Genomic DNA, 14,146 nt, shown 5'->3' with positions numbered 1-14,146 from the left:
CGGCGTCATCACCGGCGTCATCACCGGCGTCATCACCGGCGTCATCACCGGCGTCATCACCGGCGTCATCACCGGCGTCATCACCGGCGTCATCACCGGCGTCATCACTGGGGCCGTGCTCACGCTGGGCGCCGCGGCGGCCACCCCTGACGGCACGGCGGTCACCGACGAAGCGGTGGTCACTCCTGAGGTGGAGAGCAAGGACGTCGAACGTCAAGGTGACGTCCCCGAAGAAGCGCTGATCAGGCCCCGGACGAACTGAGGTCGCGGACACTCGTCCCACCCGGGGCCGGACCCATGGGCGAATACCGCTCGCGGCCAGACCTGCGCTACAACTGAGCGGGTGAAGATTGGGCCGATCGAGGTGTGGCCGCCGGTGGTGCTCGCGCCCATGGCGGGCATCACCAACGCGCCGTTCCGGGTGTTGTGCCGCGAGCAGGGCGCCGGATTGTTCGTGTCAGAGATGATCACGACGCGGGCGCTGGTCGAGCGCAATCCCAAGACGTTCAGGATGATCCGGTTCGCGGAGTCCGAGCGGCCCAGGAGCATCCAGCTGTACGGCGTCGACCCCGCCATCGTGGGCAGGGCGGTCCGGATGATCGTCGAGGAGGACCTCGCCGACCACGTCGATCTCAACTTCGGCTGCCCCGTGCCCAAGGTGACCAGGCGCGGGGGCGGGTCGGCGTTGCCGTACAAACGGCATCTGCTGCGGCGGATCCTGCGCGAGGCGGTCGCGAACGCCGGGCCGCTGCCCGTGACGATGAAGATGCGCAAGGGCATCGACGACGATCACCTCACCTATCTTGACGCCGGGCGCATCGCGGTCGAGGAGGGGGTCGCGGCGATCGCCCTGCACGCCCGCACGGCCCGCCAGCACTACGGAGGCGTGGCCGACTGGGCGGCCATCGCCCGGCTCAAGGAGGCCGTGCCGGAGATCCCCGTGCTGGGCAACGGCGACATCTGGTCGGCCGACGACGCGCTGCGGATGGTGGCGCGCACGGGCTGCGACGGCGTGGTGGTCGGGCGCGGGTGCCTCGGCCGGCCGTGGTTGTTCAGAGATCTGGAGAACGCGTTCAACGGCAGCCCCGAGCGGGCCAGGCCGGTGCTCGGCGAGGTGGCCGAGACGATGGCCAGGCACGCCGAAGGGCTGACCGGGTGCTTCGACATCGAGCGCTACGCGGTGGCCGACTTCCGCAAGCACGTCGGGTGGTATCTGAAGGGGTTCCCGGTCGGGAGCGAGCTGCGGCGTGAGCTGGCCACGGCCGAATCGCTCGACGGGCTGCGCGAAGGGCTGGCCAAGCTCGATCACGACCAGCCGTGGCCGCCCAACACCGACACACCGCGCGGCAAGTCGGGTGAGCGGTCCAAGGTGCTGCTGCCGGACGGGTGGCTGGACGATCCGTGGGACTGCGTGGTGCCGGAGGCGGCCGAGTCGGACGTCTCCGGCGGCTGACGCGCTCAGTGCGGGCCGGTGATCTCGGTGCCGCAGGGGCCGCCGCCCACGGCCGGCTCCAGCCGGATCCGCTCGCCCGACATCGTGAGCGTCGGGTAATACTCCGCTATGCGCTCGGCCGAGCGGCCCGTGTAGTGGCAGATGAAGCTGCGCCTGAACCGGTCGCTCGTGGTGTTGGGCTCCGAGCCGTGCACCAGGCTGCCGTTGAAGAACAACACGTCGCCGGGGTCCATGTCGACGGGCACCCGTTCGAGGCCGGGTGGCGGCGGCACGTACTCCCTGGTGAACGACGTGCCCTGGTCGGCCTCCTCGGGGCAGAACAGATCCATCAGGTGCGTCCCCGGCACCACTTCCAGGCCGCCGTTCGCCCGGTCCACCCGGTCGAGCGCCACCCAGGCGGCCACGCAGGTGCCCGGCTCGACGCGGAGGTAGAAGTTGTCCTGGTGCAGGGCCTGGCCCCTGGCGCCCGGCGGCTTGAAGTAGAACATGCTCTGAGCTGCTATCGGCTCCTCGCCGAGGAGGTCGCGCAGGATCGCGGCGATGCGCGCGTCGAGCAGGAAGCGCAGGGCCACGTCGTTCACCTGGTGCGGGTGCATGATGCGCGGATAGTCGCGCAGGATGTCGTACGGCCGGCCGGGCTCCTGCGGCTGCGGGGCGAAGTGCCCGGGGATCGGCCCCCTGGCGTGCAGCGCCATGAACTCCTCGCGCAGCTCGGCCACCTCCTCCTGCGACAGGAGGGCTGGCGCCAGCATGAATCCCTGGTCGTGGAAGTCGTTGAGCCTCATGGGCCTCACGCTAGAGAGCACGTTCGTGCGACGGTATGCCTGTGACCGCTGAGGACCTGTCTGTTCCTGCTGCCGAGCTGTTGATCGTGGGCCACTACGACAAGGCGCCCGGCTACGCGACACGCCGCCCGGCGGGGTCGCCCAGCTGGCTGCTGCTGTGGACGGAGGCGGGGGAGGGGCTGGTCGAGCAGGGCGGCACGTCGTTCGCGGTGTTGGCGGGGGATCTGGCGGTGCTGGGCTCGGGGGCGGCGCAGCACTACCGGGTGCGGGCGGGCGCGGAGCGGTGGCGGTTCTGGTGGGTGCACTTCCAGCCGCGGCCGGGCTGGGCGGCGTGGCTGGCGCCGTACGCCGAGGGCGACGGCTGTCACCTGGTCGCCGGGGTGCCGCCGTCCGTGCACGAGCGCGTCGATCTGGCGTTCCAGCGGGCGCTCCAGGACGCGCGCTGGACGCCGGGGTTCGCGCCGGTGGCGCCGGTCGAGGCGCGGGTTCCGGCGCTCGCCGTGGGCGGGCCCGCGCGGGAGCTGGTGCTCGGCGCGGTCGAGGAGGTGCTGGTGCTGGCCACCGCGTCCGCGCGCCCTGAGGCCACGCGGACGGGCGAGGAGGGCGACGAACGTGTCCGCCGGGCCCTGGCGATCATCGCGGCCGAGCCCGGCGCCCCGCATTCGGTGGCCTCGCTGGCCCGTGCCGTGGCGCTCTCGCCCTCCCGCTTCGCCCACCTGTTCGCCGAGCAGACCGGTCAGACCCCCATGCGGGTGGTGCGCCGGGCGCGGGCCGGCCACGCCGCGAGCCTGCTGGAGGTGACCGACATGGACGTCGGCCAGGTGGCGCTGGCGTGCGGTTTCGTCAGCCCTTTCCACTTCAGCCGGGCCTTCAGCAAGGAGTACGGGATGCCGCCCCGCGACTATCGTGCCCGCCTGCGGGACCGGCGGCCCGCTCAGACGTCGACGGGGCCGCCGCTGCGCCAGTAGACGTTGTCCTCCCGGGACAGCAGCCCTTCGTCGACCAGGTAGCGGCGCAGCGCCGCGTGGTCGTCGTGGAAGGCCCGCAGCGCCACGTTCACGTCCTTCTCCGCATAGCGCACTCCCGGCTCGAACACCCGCACGATGTACCGGAGCACGACGAGCCGCTTGTCGCGGCGCATCGTCGTGGTCGTCAGCCGCCCGCCGACCAGGAACGTCCGCAACACCCGCTCCTCCGCGCCGAGTTCCCCGGCCGGCTCGTCGGCCGATTCCGCGTGGGCGCGCAGCAGCTCGCGGAACCGCTCGGGCGTGGCCCGCCACGTGCCGTCGTCGCCGCGGGCGGCCAGGCCGCCCGCGGCCAGCCTGTGCAGCGCCTTGGGGGACGGGTCGCCGGGGAGGCCGAGCACCAGGGCGGAGAAGGCGCGCAGCGTGTCGTCCTGGGAGAGCAGCCCGAGGACGCGCCGGAGGTCGTGGTCGTTCACCTCACCCATTTTGTCCTATGATCGACGCGAGGTTTTCCTGACTCTTTGTAATCGCATATGTCACGAAATGTCTCGATCTTGAGACATGGCTATGACACGACCTCAACACTCAGAGCCGGACACTTAATCGACAGGCCTGTGCCGGGGCGCCCTTGCCAGTCCGTTCCGGCACAGGGCTTGTCGCTTCTCCGGGGATCTCAGAGCCGGTTGAGCCCGATCACGTGGAGCACGGCCCGCCCCTCCTCGTCGGAGGCGGCCAGGTCGACCTGGGCGTCGATGCCCCAGTCACCGTCGCCGGCCGGATCCCTGATCGTCTGGCGGACCTTCCACAACCCGCTCTCCTCCTCGATCCGCAGCAGCGCGGGCCCACGGGCGTCGGCGTCGGTGAGGATCTCCTCGTGGTCGTCGTAGTACGCGTCCAGCGCCGCGCCCCAGTCGACGTCGGGGGCGAGCTCCTCCAGCTCGTCCTCCTTCTCGACGGCGCAGAGCTCGACCAGCCGGAACATGGCGTTGCGCACCAGAACCCGGAACGCCCTAGGGTTGGCGGTGACCGGGCGCACCTTGGCCTCCAGCTGGTCCTTCTGCTCCAGCACCTCGGCCGGGTTGGTCAGCTTCTCCCACTCGTCGATCAGCGACGAGTCGACCTGGCGGACGAGCTCGCCGAGCCACTCGATCAGGTCGACCAGGTCGTCGGTCTTGAGATGCTCCGGCACCGTGCGCGACAACGTGCGGTAGGCGTCGGCCAGGTAGCGCAGCACCGTGCCCTCGGACCGGGCCAGCTCGTAGAACTGGATGTACTCGGCGAACGTCATGGCCCGCTCGAACATGTCGCGCACCACGGACTTCGGGCTGACGGTGTAGTCGCCGACCCACGGATGCCCGCGCCGGTAGGTTTCGTACGCCCCGAGCAGCAGGTCGTCCAGCGGCATCGGATACATGACCTCGGCCAGCTGCTCCATCCGCTCCTCGTATTCGACGCCGTCGGCCTTCATCTGCGCGACGGCCTCGCCCCTGGCCTTCTTGAGCTGGGCGGACAGGATCTGGCGCGGGTCGTCGAGGATCGACTCCACGATCGAGACCACGTCGAGCGCGTAGACCGGCGACTCGCGGTCGAGCAGGTCGAACGCGGCCAGCGCGAACGTCGAGAGCGCCTGGTTGAGCGCGAAGTCCTCCTGCAGCTCGATCGTCAGCCGGGCCCGCCTGCCCTGCTCGTCGGGCTCGGCGAACTGCTCCACGATGCCGCCGGCCAGCAGCGACCGGTAGATCGCGATGGCCTGGCTGATGTGCCGCCGCTGCCACTTGCGGTCTTCGTGGTTGTCGGTCAGCAGGTGCTTCATCGCCTGGAAGCAGTCGCCCGGCCGGTTGATCACCGCGAGCAGCATGGCGTTGCTGACCTTGAAACGCGAGTTGAGCGGCTCGGGCTCGGCCTCCTGGAGCTTGACGAACGTGTCCACGCTCCAGCCCACGAAGCCCTCCGGCGGCTTCTTGCGGGCATAGCCGCGCCGCCTCTTGGGGTCGTCGCCGATCTTGGCCAGCGCCTTGGCGTTCTCGATGTCGTGCTCGGGAGCCTGGCAGGCGACGTAGCCGATCGTGTCGAAGCCCGCCCGGCCGGCCCGCCCGGCGATCTGGTGGAACTCGCGGGCGCGCAGCCGGCGCACCTTGTTGCCGTCGTACTTCGACAGCGCCGTGAACAGCACCGTCCTGATCGGCACGTTGACGCCGACGCCGAGCGTGTCGGTGCCGCAGATGACCTTCAGCAGCCCCGCCTGCGCGAGCCGCTCCACCAGCCGCCGGTATTTCGGCAACATGCCGGCGTGGTGCACGCCGATGCCGTGGCGGACCAGCCGCGACAGGGCGCGCCCGAACCGGGTGGTGAACCGGAACCCGCCGATCATCGAGGCGATGGCCTCCTTCTCGGCCTTCGTCGCCATGTTGATCGACATCAGGGCCTGGGCCCGCTCCATGGCCGCGGCCTGCGTGAAGTGCACGACGTAGACCGGCGCCTGGCCGGTGCTGAGCATCTCCTCCAGCGTCTCGTGCAGCGGGGTCATCCGGTAGGAGTAGACGAGCGGCACCGGCCGCTCCGAGTGCTTGACCACGGACGTGGGCCGCCCGGTGCGCCTGGTCAGGTCGCGCTCGAACATCGACACGTCGCCGAGCGTCGCCGACATCAGCACGAACTGCACGTTGGGCAGCTCCAGCAGCGGCACCTGCCAGGCCCACCCGCGGTCGGGCTCGGCGTAGAAGTGGAACTCGTCCATGACGACCTGGCCGATGTCGGCCGCGGCCCCGTCGCGCAGCGCCACGTTGGCCAGGATCTCGGCCGTGCAGCAGATGATGGGCGCGCCCGCGTTGACGCTCGCGTCGCCGGTCATCATGCCGACGTTCTCGGTGCCGAAGACGGCGCACAGGTCGAAGAACTTCTCCGAGACCAGCGCCTTGATCGGCGCGGTGTAGAACGTGCGCACGTCACGCGTCAGCGCGGCGAAGTGGGCGCCGGCGGCCACCAGCGACTTGCCCGACCCCGTCGGCGTGGCCAGGATCAGGTTGCTGCCGGAGACGACCTCGATGAGCGCCTCCTCCTGGGCGGGATAGAGGGTGAGCCCCCGCTCGGAGTTCCAGGCGACGAAAGCGTCGAAGATGGCGTCGGGATCGGCGTCGATGTCATCTGGCAGGCGGTCAACGAGTAGGCTCACGCCCTCTATCCTGCCGAAGTTTGCCCGATGGTCGAACCGGCTCCGCCCCGATCAGGTCAAACCTCCAGGTCGAGCTGGAGCAGGACCGTGTCGACCCAGCGCCCGTGCTTGAATCCCACGGCCCTCAGCCGGCCGGCCTCGGCGAAGCCGTACACCTCGTGCAGCCGCGCCGACGACGGGTCGCCCGAGTCGGCGATCACCGCCACCACCCGGCGGGCGTGCGTCCGGCGCGCCGCGTCGATCAGCTCGCCGAGCAGCAGCCGGCCGAGCCCGCGCCCGGTCATGCCGGGCGCGATGTAGATGGTGTCCTCGACGGTGTGCCGGTAGGCGGGCTTGGGACGGTATGGAGCGAGGTAGGCATAGCCGGCGATCACGCCGTCCACGTCGGCCACCAGGAACGGCAGCCCGGCCCGCGTGACGCCGGCCGCCTTCGCCCGCCAGTCGTCCAGCGACGGCGGCGTCTCGTCGAACGTGGCCACGCTGCCCGTCACGTAGTGCGCGTAGATGGCGGCGACGGCGGGCAGATCGGCCCCGGCGAGGGCTCGGACCTTCGTCATGCCCCCATTCTGCGCACCGGCGCGTTACGCCGGTGTTTCCCCGACCTCACGCCCCGGCGCGCGGCGCCGTCACCAGCAGCCCGCCGAGCAGCGCGATCACCGCGAGGAACGGCCCGCCGCCGGGGGCGAAGCCGCCCACGGTGAGGATCAGCACCCCCGCGCCGACCAGCGCGGTCGCCCCCAGCACCGTGCCCCAGCCCTCCTTGCCGTACGGCAGCGCGGGCGGCGTCTCGAACCGGGCGAACCCCTTCAGCAGCGGCCACAACACCAGGCACAGCAGCCCGAACCAGAGCGGCCATCCGGCGAACCAGAGCGCGCTGCCCGGCGCCGGCGTCTCGATGCCCAGCAGGACCACCACGACGCCGGTGACGGCGAACAGGGCCGGCATGTGCCACAGGTACACCGTCATGATCCGCGGCCCCGCCCAGTCCAGCAGCCGGCCCGTGGGCAGCCGCAGCAACCACGGCCGCAGCAGCACGGCCAGCCCGATCTGCCCGGCGGAGACGGCCAGCATGGCGAGGGTGGGCGGGGCCATGTTCGACATCTCGGCGCCGGGCAGCCCGATCATGCTGCCCGGGTAGGGGCCGTACGCCACCAGCGAAGCCGCCGCCCCGAAGCCCCCCGCCGCCAGCGCCCACGCGTGGCGCAGCCGGCCCTCGGCGTAGAGGAAGCCGAGCTGGTGCACGGCCAGCCAGACGAACACGATGTTCAGGTAGCCCACGGCCTCGACCCCGGTGGAGAAGCGTGCCACGTCGGTCAGCACCGCCCCGGCCGCCAGCCCGGCGGGGATCCACAGGCCGTACCTCTGGTGCAGGCGCAGCGCGTACGGGGTGGCCGTGACGGCGATCAGGTAGACGGCCAGGAACCACAGCAGCTGCCCGGTCAGCTTCGCGCCCACGTCGAGCGGCTGCTCGGGCACGCCCAGCGTGAGCAGGATGTGCGGCAGCGGGATCCACACCGCGGCGAGCGGCAGGAGCGGCCAGGCCAGGCGGCGCAGCCGCTCCGCCAGCCACCGCGGCGCGCTCTTGCCGGTGCGCCCGAAGCTGATCGCGTTCGCGGCGCCGCCCGCGAAGAACACCAGCGGCATCACCTGGCTGATCCAGGTCACCACCCACACGCCGGGCGTGGACAGCGCGTTGCCCGTGCTCAGCCGGACCCCGTCGTACGACAGCACGGGGATGGTCCAGTGCTGCAGGACGATCAGCGCCATGCCGAACACGCGCAGCAGGTCGATGAACGGATCCCGCGCCGCGCGCACGCCTGCCGTGCGGCGCGGCCCCGTGGTCGTGGTGGCCGCGGCGGTGGGGCGGTCCAGCAGAACGGTCATGGGGGCGCCTCGATTCGCAGGGGACGGATGACTCAAGGCTTCCGTCGCGGGCGCCCGCGCACATTGCCGCCGCCCACCCTGTCGAGGTCAAGATCGCACCACCGGCTCCGGTAGGGCTGGCCCTACCCCCGCACACCGGCGCACCCGCTCGTCCGGGACGACGGGACGAAATACGGTTGAGGCCATGCGCTCCCTGATGAGGCGTGTCCTTCTCGACACCCGTTACACGCTGGTGGGCTTCCCCACGACCGTCATAGGTTTCGTGCTCATGGTCGCCGGCTTCTCCGCCGGCACGGGCACCCTGGTCGTGTGGCTCGGCGTGCCACTCCTGGCCGGCACGCTGATGATGGCGCGGGGATTCGCCGACGCGGAGCGCGGCTGGCTGTCCGACGTGCTCAAGCGCCCTCCGGTGCGGCCCCGCTACAAGCCGGCCCCGGACGGCGCGGGCTGGTTCCGCCGGCTGGTCAACCCGCTGACCAGCGGGCAGTCCTGGCTCGATCTGCTGCACGGCATCGTCAGCCTGCCGTTCGCCATCGTGGCGTTCGTGCTGACGGTCGTCTTCTGGGCGATCCCCCTGGCGGGGCTGACCTGGCCGCTGTACGGCATCATCACCATGCGGATCCCCGGCAACACGGAGCTGCCCGAGCTGCTCGGCCTCGGCGACGGCTATCTCGTCAACGTGGTCTTCCACGTGGGCATCGGCCTGGTCTTCGCGGTGCTCATGCCCTTCATGGTGCGCGGGGCCGCGCTGCTGCGGGCCGGGCTCGGCAGGGCGCTGCTGACCGGCGTGGCCGAGCTGCACGAGCGCATCGACGACCTGGCCGAAGGGCGCGCCGCGGCCGTCTCCGCCGAGGCCAACGCGCTGCGCAAGCTGGAGCGCGACATCCACGACGGCCCGCAGCAGCGGCTGGTCTCGCTGGCCATGGAGCTGTCCAGGGCGCAGCGGCAGATGGCCAAGGACCCCGAGGCGGCGCAGGTCACGCTCAAGTCGGCGATCGGCGCCACCCGCGAGACGCTCGACGAGCTGCGCGCGCTCTCGCGCGGCATCGCGCCGCCCGTCCTGTCGGACCGCGGTCTCGCGCCCGCCCTCGCCGCCCTGGCCGGGCGCTGCACGATCCCGGTGGACCTGGACGTGCAGACGGTCGATCGTTATCAGGCGTCGGTCGAGAACGCCGTCTACTTCGTGTGCGCCGAGGCTCTCACGAACGTGGCCAAGCACAGCCGCGCCACCATCTGCACGGTCCAGCTGGTCCGCATCGGTGACGGCCTGATGCTCACGATCGGGGATGATGGTGTCGGCGGCGCGAGCGTCGCCAAGGGACACGGTCTCGCCGGGCTGGCCGACCGGCTCCGCGCCGTCGACGGGGAGCTGACGATCCAGTCACCCGACGGCGGGCCGACAACGATCGTGGCGGAGGTGCCGTGCGGGTAGTCGTGGCCGATGACGCGGTCCTGATCAGGGAGGGCCTGGTCAGGCTGCTCGAAGAGTTCGGCTGCGAGGTGGTGGCGGCCGTCGGTGACGGCCCCGGCCTCGTCGAGGCCGTCGCCGGGCACAAGCCCGACGTGTCGGTGGTCGATGTGCGCATGCCGCCGTCGTTCACCGACGAGGGGCTCAGGGCGGCCGTCGAGGCGCGGCGCAGGGTGCCGGGCGCGCCCGTGCTCATCCTGTCGCAGTATGTCGAGGTCTCCTACGCCGACGACCTGCTGGCCGACGCCCGGGGCGCGGTGGGCTACCTGCTGAAGGACCGCGTCGTCGACGTCGACGAGTTTCTCGAGGGCCTGCGGCGGGTGGCCGCCGGCGGCACCGTGTTCGATCCGCAGGTGGTGTCCCAGCTGATGGTGCGCAGGCGCAAGGACGACCCGCTGGCGCAGCTCACGCCGCGTGAGCGTGAGGTGCTCGGGCTGATGGCCGAGGGGAAGTCGAATCCGGCCATCGGGCGGCAGCTCGTGATCAGTGACGGGGCCGTGGAGAAGCACATCAGGAGCATCTTCAGCAAGCTCGGCCTCTACGCGGAGGACAGCGACCAGCATCGCCGGGTGCTCGCTGTGCTGACCTACCTGCGGTCCTGACCCTTATGTCGTTGTCGGTTCGCCCGCACCCCCGGCCCCGGCCCGCCGGCGAGCGGGGGCGGCTCCGCTCTCCGGTCCCTCCTCGGCCGCGCTGAGGGGTGGCTGGCCGGTCCGCGCGGCGCTGCGCGCGGACCTGGCCGCTCGGGGTCAGCCGAGCGCGTCGACCAGCTTCTTACGCTGCTGGGCGCCCAGGCCGCCGAGACGGCGCTTCTCGTCGACGCCCGCCTCCTCCATCAGCGCGGTGGCCTTGGCCGGACCCACGCCCTTGACGGCGCGCAGCGCCTGGGAGACCTTGATCTTCTTCGCGATGTCGTCGTCGCGCTCGAGCAGCTGGGCGAACGTCAGCTCGCCGGCCTTGACCTTGGCCAGCAGGGCGGTGCGTGCGGCACGCGCCTCGGCCGCCTTGGCCAGAGCCGCTTGACGCTGCTCGGGGGTGAGGGTGGGAAGTGCCATCTCTGTTCTCTCCTCGGGGAGTTTTACGTTCGGGTTCTGTTACCCGTGGTGCAGTGGCTAATCATGGCGGATACCAGCGGTTCGTGTTGCGGAAAGCGCCCGGCTCAACGTGCCGGCCACCCCGTCGTGGCCGCTCACGCGCACGCCACGTGCCGCGTGACCGGGCCTTCGCCGGCCCTCATGCCGCCGACCACGCGTTCTCCCACACCGTAGCCCCCACGGAGCGGGTGCGACCTCAGCGGCGGCCGGACCGGGCCCCGGCCGGCCCTGCGAGCGTGGCGCCGCGAGCCGCCGGCCTCGCCGGGTCCGCGGTCGTCCCTCGCGGGGCGGCCGAGGTGCGCGCCCCGCCCGGCGCGAGCACGCCTCCGTACCCTTCATACGCTGGGGAAACACCGGACATCGCCCGTGCCCGCGAGCGCCACGGGGATGGCCGCGCACGCCCGGCACGCCCCGCGTCGCGCCCGCCTCCGTCATGGGGGCGCGAGCTCCGGGTTCGCGCGTTCGCCGCCCGGGTCATGGGGGTCCGGCCCGGCGGATCCTCGCAGCCGTACGGCTCGCCGGCGGGGGGCCGTACAAGATCGCAAACGTGTTCGGATACGGAGGGCGCTATTGCGGCTTATCCCTACGCGGGGTGGAATGCGTCACATTTCGCCTTTCGGGCGTGTCGCGACCCTGGTCAGGGTGGTTTTCCGCCACCTTTCGAGCCCTTCGGGGGTCAGGAAGGCGTCGAAGACCGACTCCATGGCGCCCAGCAGCGCCCCGCGCCAGCCCAGAGCCGACCCCGCGATCCTGGGCGGGGGGTCGCGGCGGATCGCCATGAGGCGGGGCTCGCAGGCCCGCAGCAGCGTCCCGCCCGCGCGCTCCGCCAGCTCCACGCCGTGGCCCGACAGGGTCACCACCTCCGGATCGTGGGCGTTCACCAGGGCGGCGATCCCCCGGCCGAGCGCGGCGGCGCCGGCCGCCACCGCCTCCTCGCTCGTGGCCAGCACCCGTTCGGCCTGCTCGCGTCCCCGGCCGCCGCCGTGCTCCAGGCCGACGTGGCGCAGCAGCGCGTTCGCGCCGACGTCCATGCCCCAGCAGCCGATCGCCCCGCACATGCAGGGCCGGTCGCCGCCCCCCAGCGGCATGTGCCCGAACTCGGCGCCGGTGCCGCTCGCCCCGCCCAGCGGGCGCCCCTCGACGACCAGCACGCCGCCCAGGTCGAAGTCCACATGCAGGTGCAGTCCCACCCGCACCCCTCGCAACCGCCCGCGCCGCGCCTCCGCCAGCGCCGCGAACGCGGTGTCGTTCCCGACCACCACCTCGCTCGCGCCCGGTGCGGCGTCCTCCCGCGGGGCGTCGCCGGGGGCGGGGGACAGGCCGAGGAGGGCGGGTACGTCCACCGAGCGCCAGCCGAGGTGGGCGATGTCCACCAGGCCGCCGAACCGCACCGGCCCCGCCAGGGCGACGCCGACGCCGACGACCCGGTGGCCGAGCCGGGACGTGTGGGCGGCGACGGCCTCGCCCAGCGGAACGAGAGCGCCCTCGGGCGTGCCGTCGTGCGGGCGCACGTCCAGGACGGCGACCCGGCCACCCAGCTCGCACGCCGCCAGCTCCCACGCGTCCTCGCGCACGTCCGCCGCCAGCGCCAGCGGCCCGCGCGGATGAGGGCCCGGCACCTGGGTCGGGCGTCCCCGCGCGTGCTCCTGGGCCGGCTCCTCGTGCAGCAGCCCGTCCTCGGCCAGCCCGGCGACGAGCACCGACGCCGTCCCCCTCGCCAGCCGCAGGTCGCGGGTCAGCCGCGATCGGGTGCTGGTGGCCCCGCAGTCGTGGACGGCGCGCAGCAGCCGCACCCGGTTGTGCGCGCGAAGCTCGCCGCTCGTCGTGGCTCCGTTCACGAACACAGTTTATGCTCTAGCCGTGAACAAAAGCGTCATTGAAGCCAGGCGTGCTCGTGCCGGAGTTTTCGGATTTTTCATCCTCTGCGGTTTTGTGATGGGTCTCTGGGCGGCCGGGCTGCCGTCCCTGAACGACCGGCTCGACCTCGGTTTCGCCCGGCTGGGCAGCATCCTGCTGCTGATCTCCGGCGGTGCGCTGGTGTCGATGCTGGTGGCGGGATCCCTGGTGGACCGGTGGTCCAGCAGGCGGGTGTGCTGGTTCGCCGGCCCGTTCTCGGCGCTGGTCCTGCTCGGCCCGGCGCTGGCGCCCTCGTACGAGGCCCTCGTGGTGCTGGCGATCGTGTTCGGGATCGGGCTCGGGGTGACCGAGGTCTCCATGAACGCCCACTCCGTCGAAGTCGAACGCCGCTACGGCCGGCCGATCATCTCGGCCTTCCACGGCACGTGGAGCCTGGGCGGCGCCGCCGGGGGCGGGCTCACCGCGCTCGTCCTGCAGGCCGGGCTCGACGCCCAGTGGCTGCTGATCGCGGCGGCCCTGGTCGTGCCGTTCCTGTACGTTCCCGCGGCCCGGTTGCTGCTGCCCGACCAGCCCGAGCACGCCTCGCCGGAGCCGGGGGCCCAGAAGGGCGCCGGGCTGAAGTGGGGACTCATCGCGGTGCTCGGGCTGGCCGCCTTCGCCGGGCACCTGAGCGAGGGCGCGGCCATCGACTGGGCCGCGTTGCACGCGCGTACGGTGCTGGAGACCGACCCCGCCATGGCGCCGCTGGCGTACACGGTCTTCTCCGTGGCCATGACGACCGTCCGGCTGCTGGGCGACCCGATCAGGGCCAGGCTCGGCTCCGTGCGCACCATCCAGTTGGCCGGGCTCTTCGCCACCGTCGGCTACGTGCTGATCCTCCTCTCGCCCGCCGTCGGCGAGCCGCTCCAGGTGGTCTGCGCGTGGACCGGCTGGGCGCTGGCCGGGGTGGGGCTGGCCACGGTGGTGCCGGTGTTGTTCAGCGCGGTCGGAGCGGTCGGCGACCGGGTGGGACGGGCGCTGGCCATGGTGACGGCGTTCGGCTACAGCGGGCTGCTGCTGGGGCCCGCCGTGCTCGGCTACGTGGCCGAGGCCTCCTCGCTGCCGGTCGCGCTCGTCATCCCGACGGTCCTGGCCGCCGTGGTGGCGCTCGCCGGAGCGCCCGCGATCCGTTCGCTGCTCAGGGTCTCCGGCGCGGAGTCCCGCGGGGAAGGGGTCGTCGCGCCCGGGCCGGCGCCCGAACCCGCCCGGGACTGACCCCGCGCGGCGCCGCGTCCTGTCCGTCTTCGCGGGCCTCATCCGTCGCGCGTCCGGCATGCTCCGGGCGCGCCCGGCTTGCCGCGCCGGTGGTCGCGGATTTGCCGGCATGGCGGCTGACCTGGTGTTATGCGATCGTGACTTGACCTGCAGGTTGCGTGCCGGTTTCATGTGGCTCACGCGGTAAACGTTTACAGCAATCAGATCGTAAACG

General features: G+C 72.1%; 13 protein-coding genes. 6 read left to right on the top strand and 7 right to left on the bottom strand.

What is annotated here, in order from left to right; genetic code table 11:
* Both ACZ6SA_RS26685 and dusB read left to right on the top strand, forming a co-directional pair.
* Positions 1-262 (top strand): hypothetical protein (locus ACZ6SA_RS26685; RefSeq protein ID WP_465831100.1); only part of this gene is annotated, 262 nt, incomplete at its 5' end.
* An 81-nt stretch (positions 263-343) separates the two neighbouring features.
* Complete coding sequence (dusB, locus tag ACZ6SA_RS26680; RefSeq protein WP_347643923.1) at positions 344-1,453, top strand: tRNA dihydrouridine synthase DusB; 1,110 nt, start codon at positions 344-346, stop codon at positions 1,451-1,453.
* Between the two features lie 5 nt (positions 1,454-1,458).
* Here dusB and ACZ6SA_RS26675 read toward each other — a convergent pair whose 3' ends face one another.
* Complete coding sequence (locus tag ACZ6SA_RS26675) at positions 1,459-2,238, bottom strand: phytanoyl-CoA dioxygenase family protein (RefSeq protein ID WP_347643922.1); 780 nt, start codon at positions 2,236-2,238, stop codon at positions 1,459-1,461.
* 41 nt (positions 2,239-2,279) lie between these two features.
* On the opposite strand from ACZ6SA_RS26675, the gene ACZ6SA_RS26670 reads away from it, so the two are divergent.
* Positions 2,280-3,206: a helix-turn-helix domain-containing protein gene (locus ACZ6SA_RS26670; protein ID WP_347643921.1), complete on the top strand. Its 927-nt coding sequence runs from the start codon at positions 2,280-2,282 to the stop codon at positions 3,204-3,206.
* Here ACZ6SA_RS26670 and ACZ6SA_RS26665 read toward each other — a convergent pair.
* The 4 genes from ACZ6SA_RS26665 to ACZ6SA_RS26650 all read right to left on the bottom strand — a co-directional run bounded on the left by ACZ6SA_RS26665 (position 3,173) and on the right by ACZ6SA_RS26650 (position 8,259).
* The gene (locus ACZ6SA_RS26665) at positions 3,173-3,688 is read right to left on the bottom strand and encodes a DUF2087 domain-containing protein (protein WP_347643920.1); all 516 of its coding nucleotides are present in this window, start codon (positions 3,686-3,688) and stop codon (positions 3,173-3,175) included. The two genes, ACZ6SA_RS26670 and ACZ6SA_RS26665, sit on opposite strands and share 34 nt — an antisense overlap.
* A gap of 188 nt (positions 3,689-3,876) precedes the next feature.
* Positions 3,877-6,384: a DEAD/DEAH box helicase gene (locus tag ACZ6SA_RS26660; RefSeq protein WP_465831187.1), complete on the bottom strand. Its 2,508-nt coding sequence runs from the start codon at positions 6,382-6,384 to the stop codon at positions 3,877-3,879.
* A gap of 47 nt (positions 6,385-6,431) precedes the next feature.
* Positions 6,432-6,932 carry a GNAT family N-acetyltransferase gene (locus ACZ6SA_RS26655; protein WP_465831096.1) on the bottom strand — a complete coding sequence of 167 codons (501 nt, stop codon included), beginning with the start codon at positions 6,930-6,932 and terminating at the stop codon, positions 6,432-6,434.
* A 46-nt stretch (positions 6,933-6,978) separates the two neighbouring features.
* Positions 6,979-8,259, bottom strand: coding sequence for an acyltransferase family protein (locus tag ACZ6SA_RS26650; protein WP_347643918.1), 1,281 nt, complete (start codon positions 8,257-8,259; stop codon positions 6,979-6,981).
* A 184-nt stretch (positions 8,260-8,443) separates the two neighbouring features.
* Between ACZ6SA_RS26650 and ACZ6SA_RS26645 the strand changes: the two genes are divergently transcribed.
* A complete protein-coding gene (locus tag ACZ6SA_RS26645) occupies positions 8,444-9,691 on the top strand; it encodes a sensor histidine kinase (protein ID WP_347643917.1) in 1,248 nt (415 codons plus the stop codon).
* Positions 9,682-10,329, top strand: coding sequence for a response regulator transcription factor (locus ACZ6SA_RS26640; protein WP_347621116.1), 648 nt, complete (start codon positions 9,682-9,684; stop codon positions 10,327-10,329). The genes ACZ6SA_RS26645 and ACZ6SA_RS26640 overlap by 10 nt, the downstream gene beginning before the upstream one ends.
* Before the next feature lie 147 nt (positions 10,330-10,476).
* Here the strand turns inward: ACZ6SA_RS26640 and mihF are convergent, their stop codons facing one another.
* The gene (gene mihF / locus ACZ6SA_RS26635) at positions 10,477-10,782 is read right to left on the bottom strand and encodes an integration host factor, actinobacterial type (RefSeq protein WP_043641121.1); all 306 of its coding nucleotides are present in this window, start codon (positions 10,780-10,782) and stop codon (positions 10,477-10,479) included.
* A 641-nt stretch (positions 10,783-11,423) separates the two neighbouring features.
* Positions 11,424-12,659, bottom strand: a complete 1,236-nt coding sequence (locus ACZ6SA_RS26630; protein ID WP_347643916.1) for an ROK family protein — start codon at positions 12,657-12,659, stop codon at positions 11,424-11,426.
* On the opposite strand from ACZ6SA_RS26630, the gene ACZ6SA_RS26625 reads away from it, so the two are divergent.
* Positions 12,571-13,932, top strand: coding sequence for an MFS transporter (locus ACZ6SA_RS26625; RefSeq protein WP_347643915.1), 1,362 nt, complete (start codon positions 12,571-12,573; stop codon positions 13,930-13,932). The two genes, ACZ6SA_RS26630 and ACZ6SA_RS26625, sit on opposite strands and share 89 nt — an antisense overlap.
* Positions 13,933-14,146: the final 214 nt, after the last annotated feature.

The organism is Nonomuraea sp. NPDC049378, from assembly GCF_055586745.1.
This window is presented reverse-complemented; position numbering and strand designations above follow the sequence as displayed.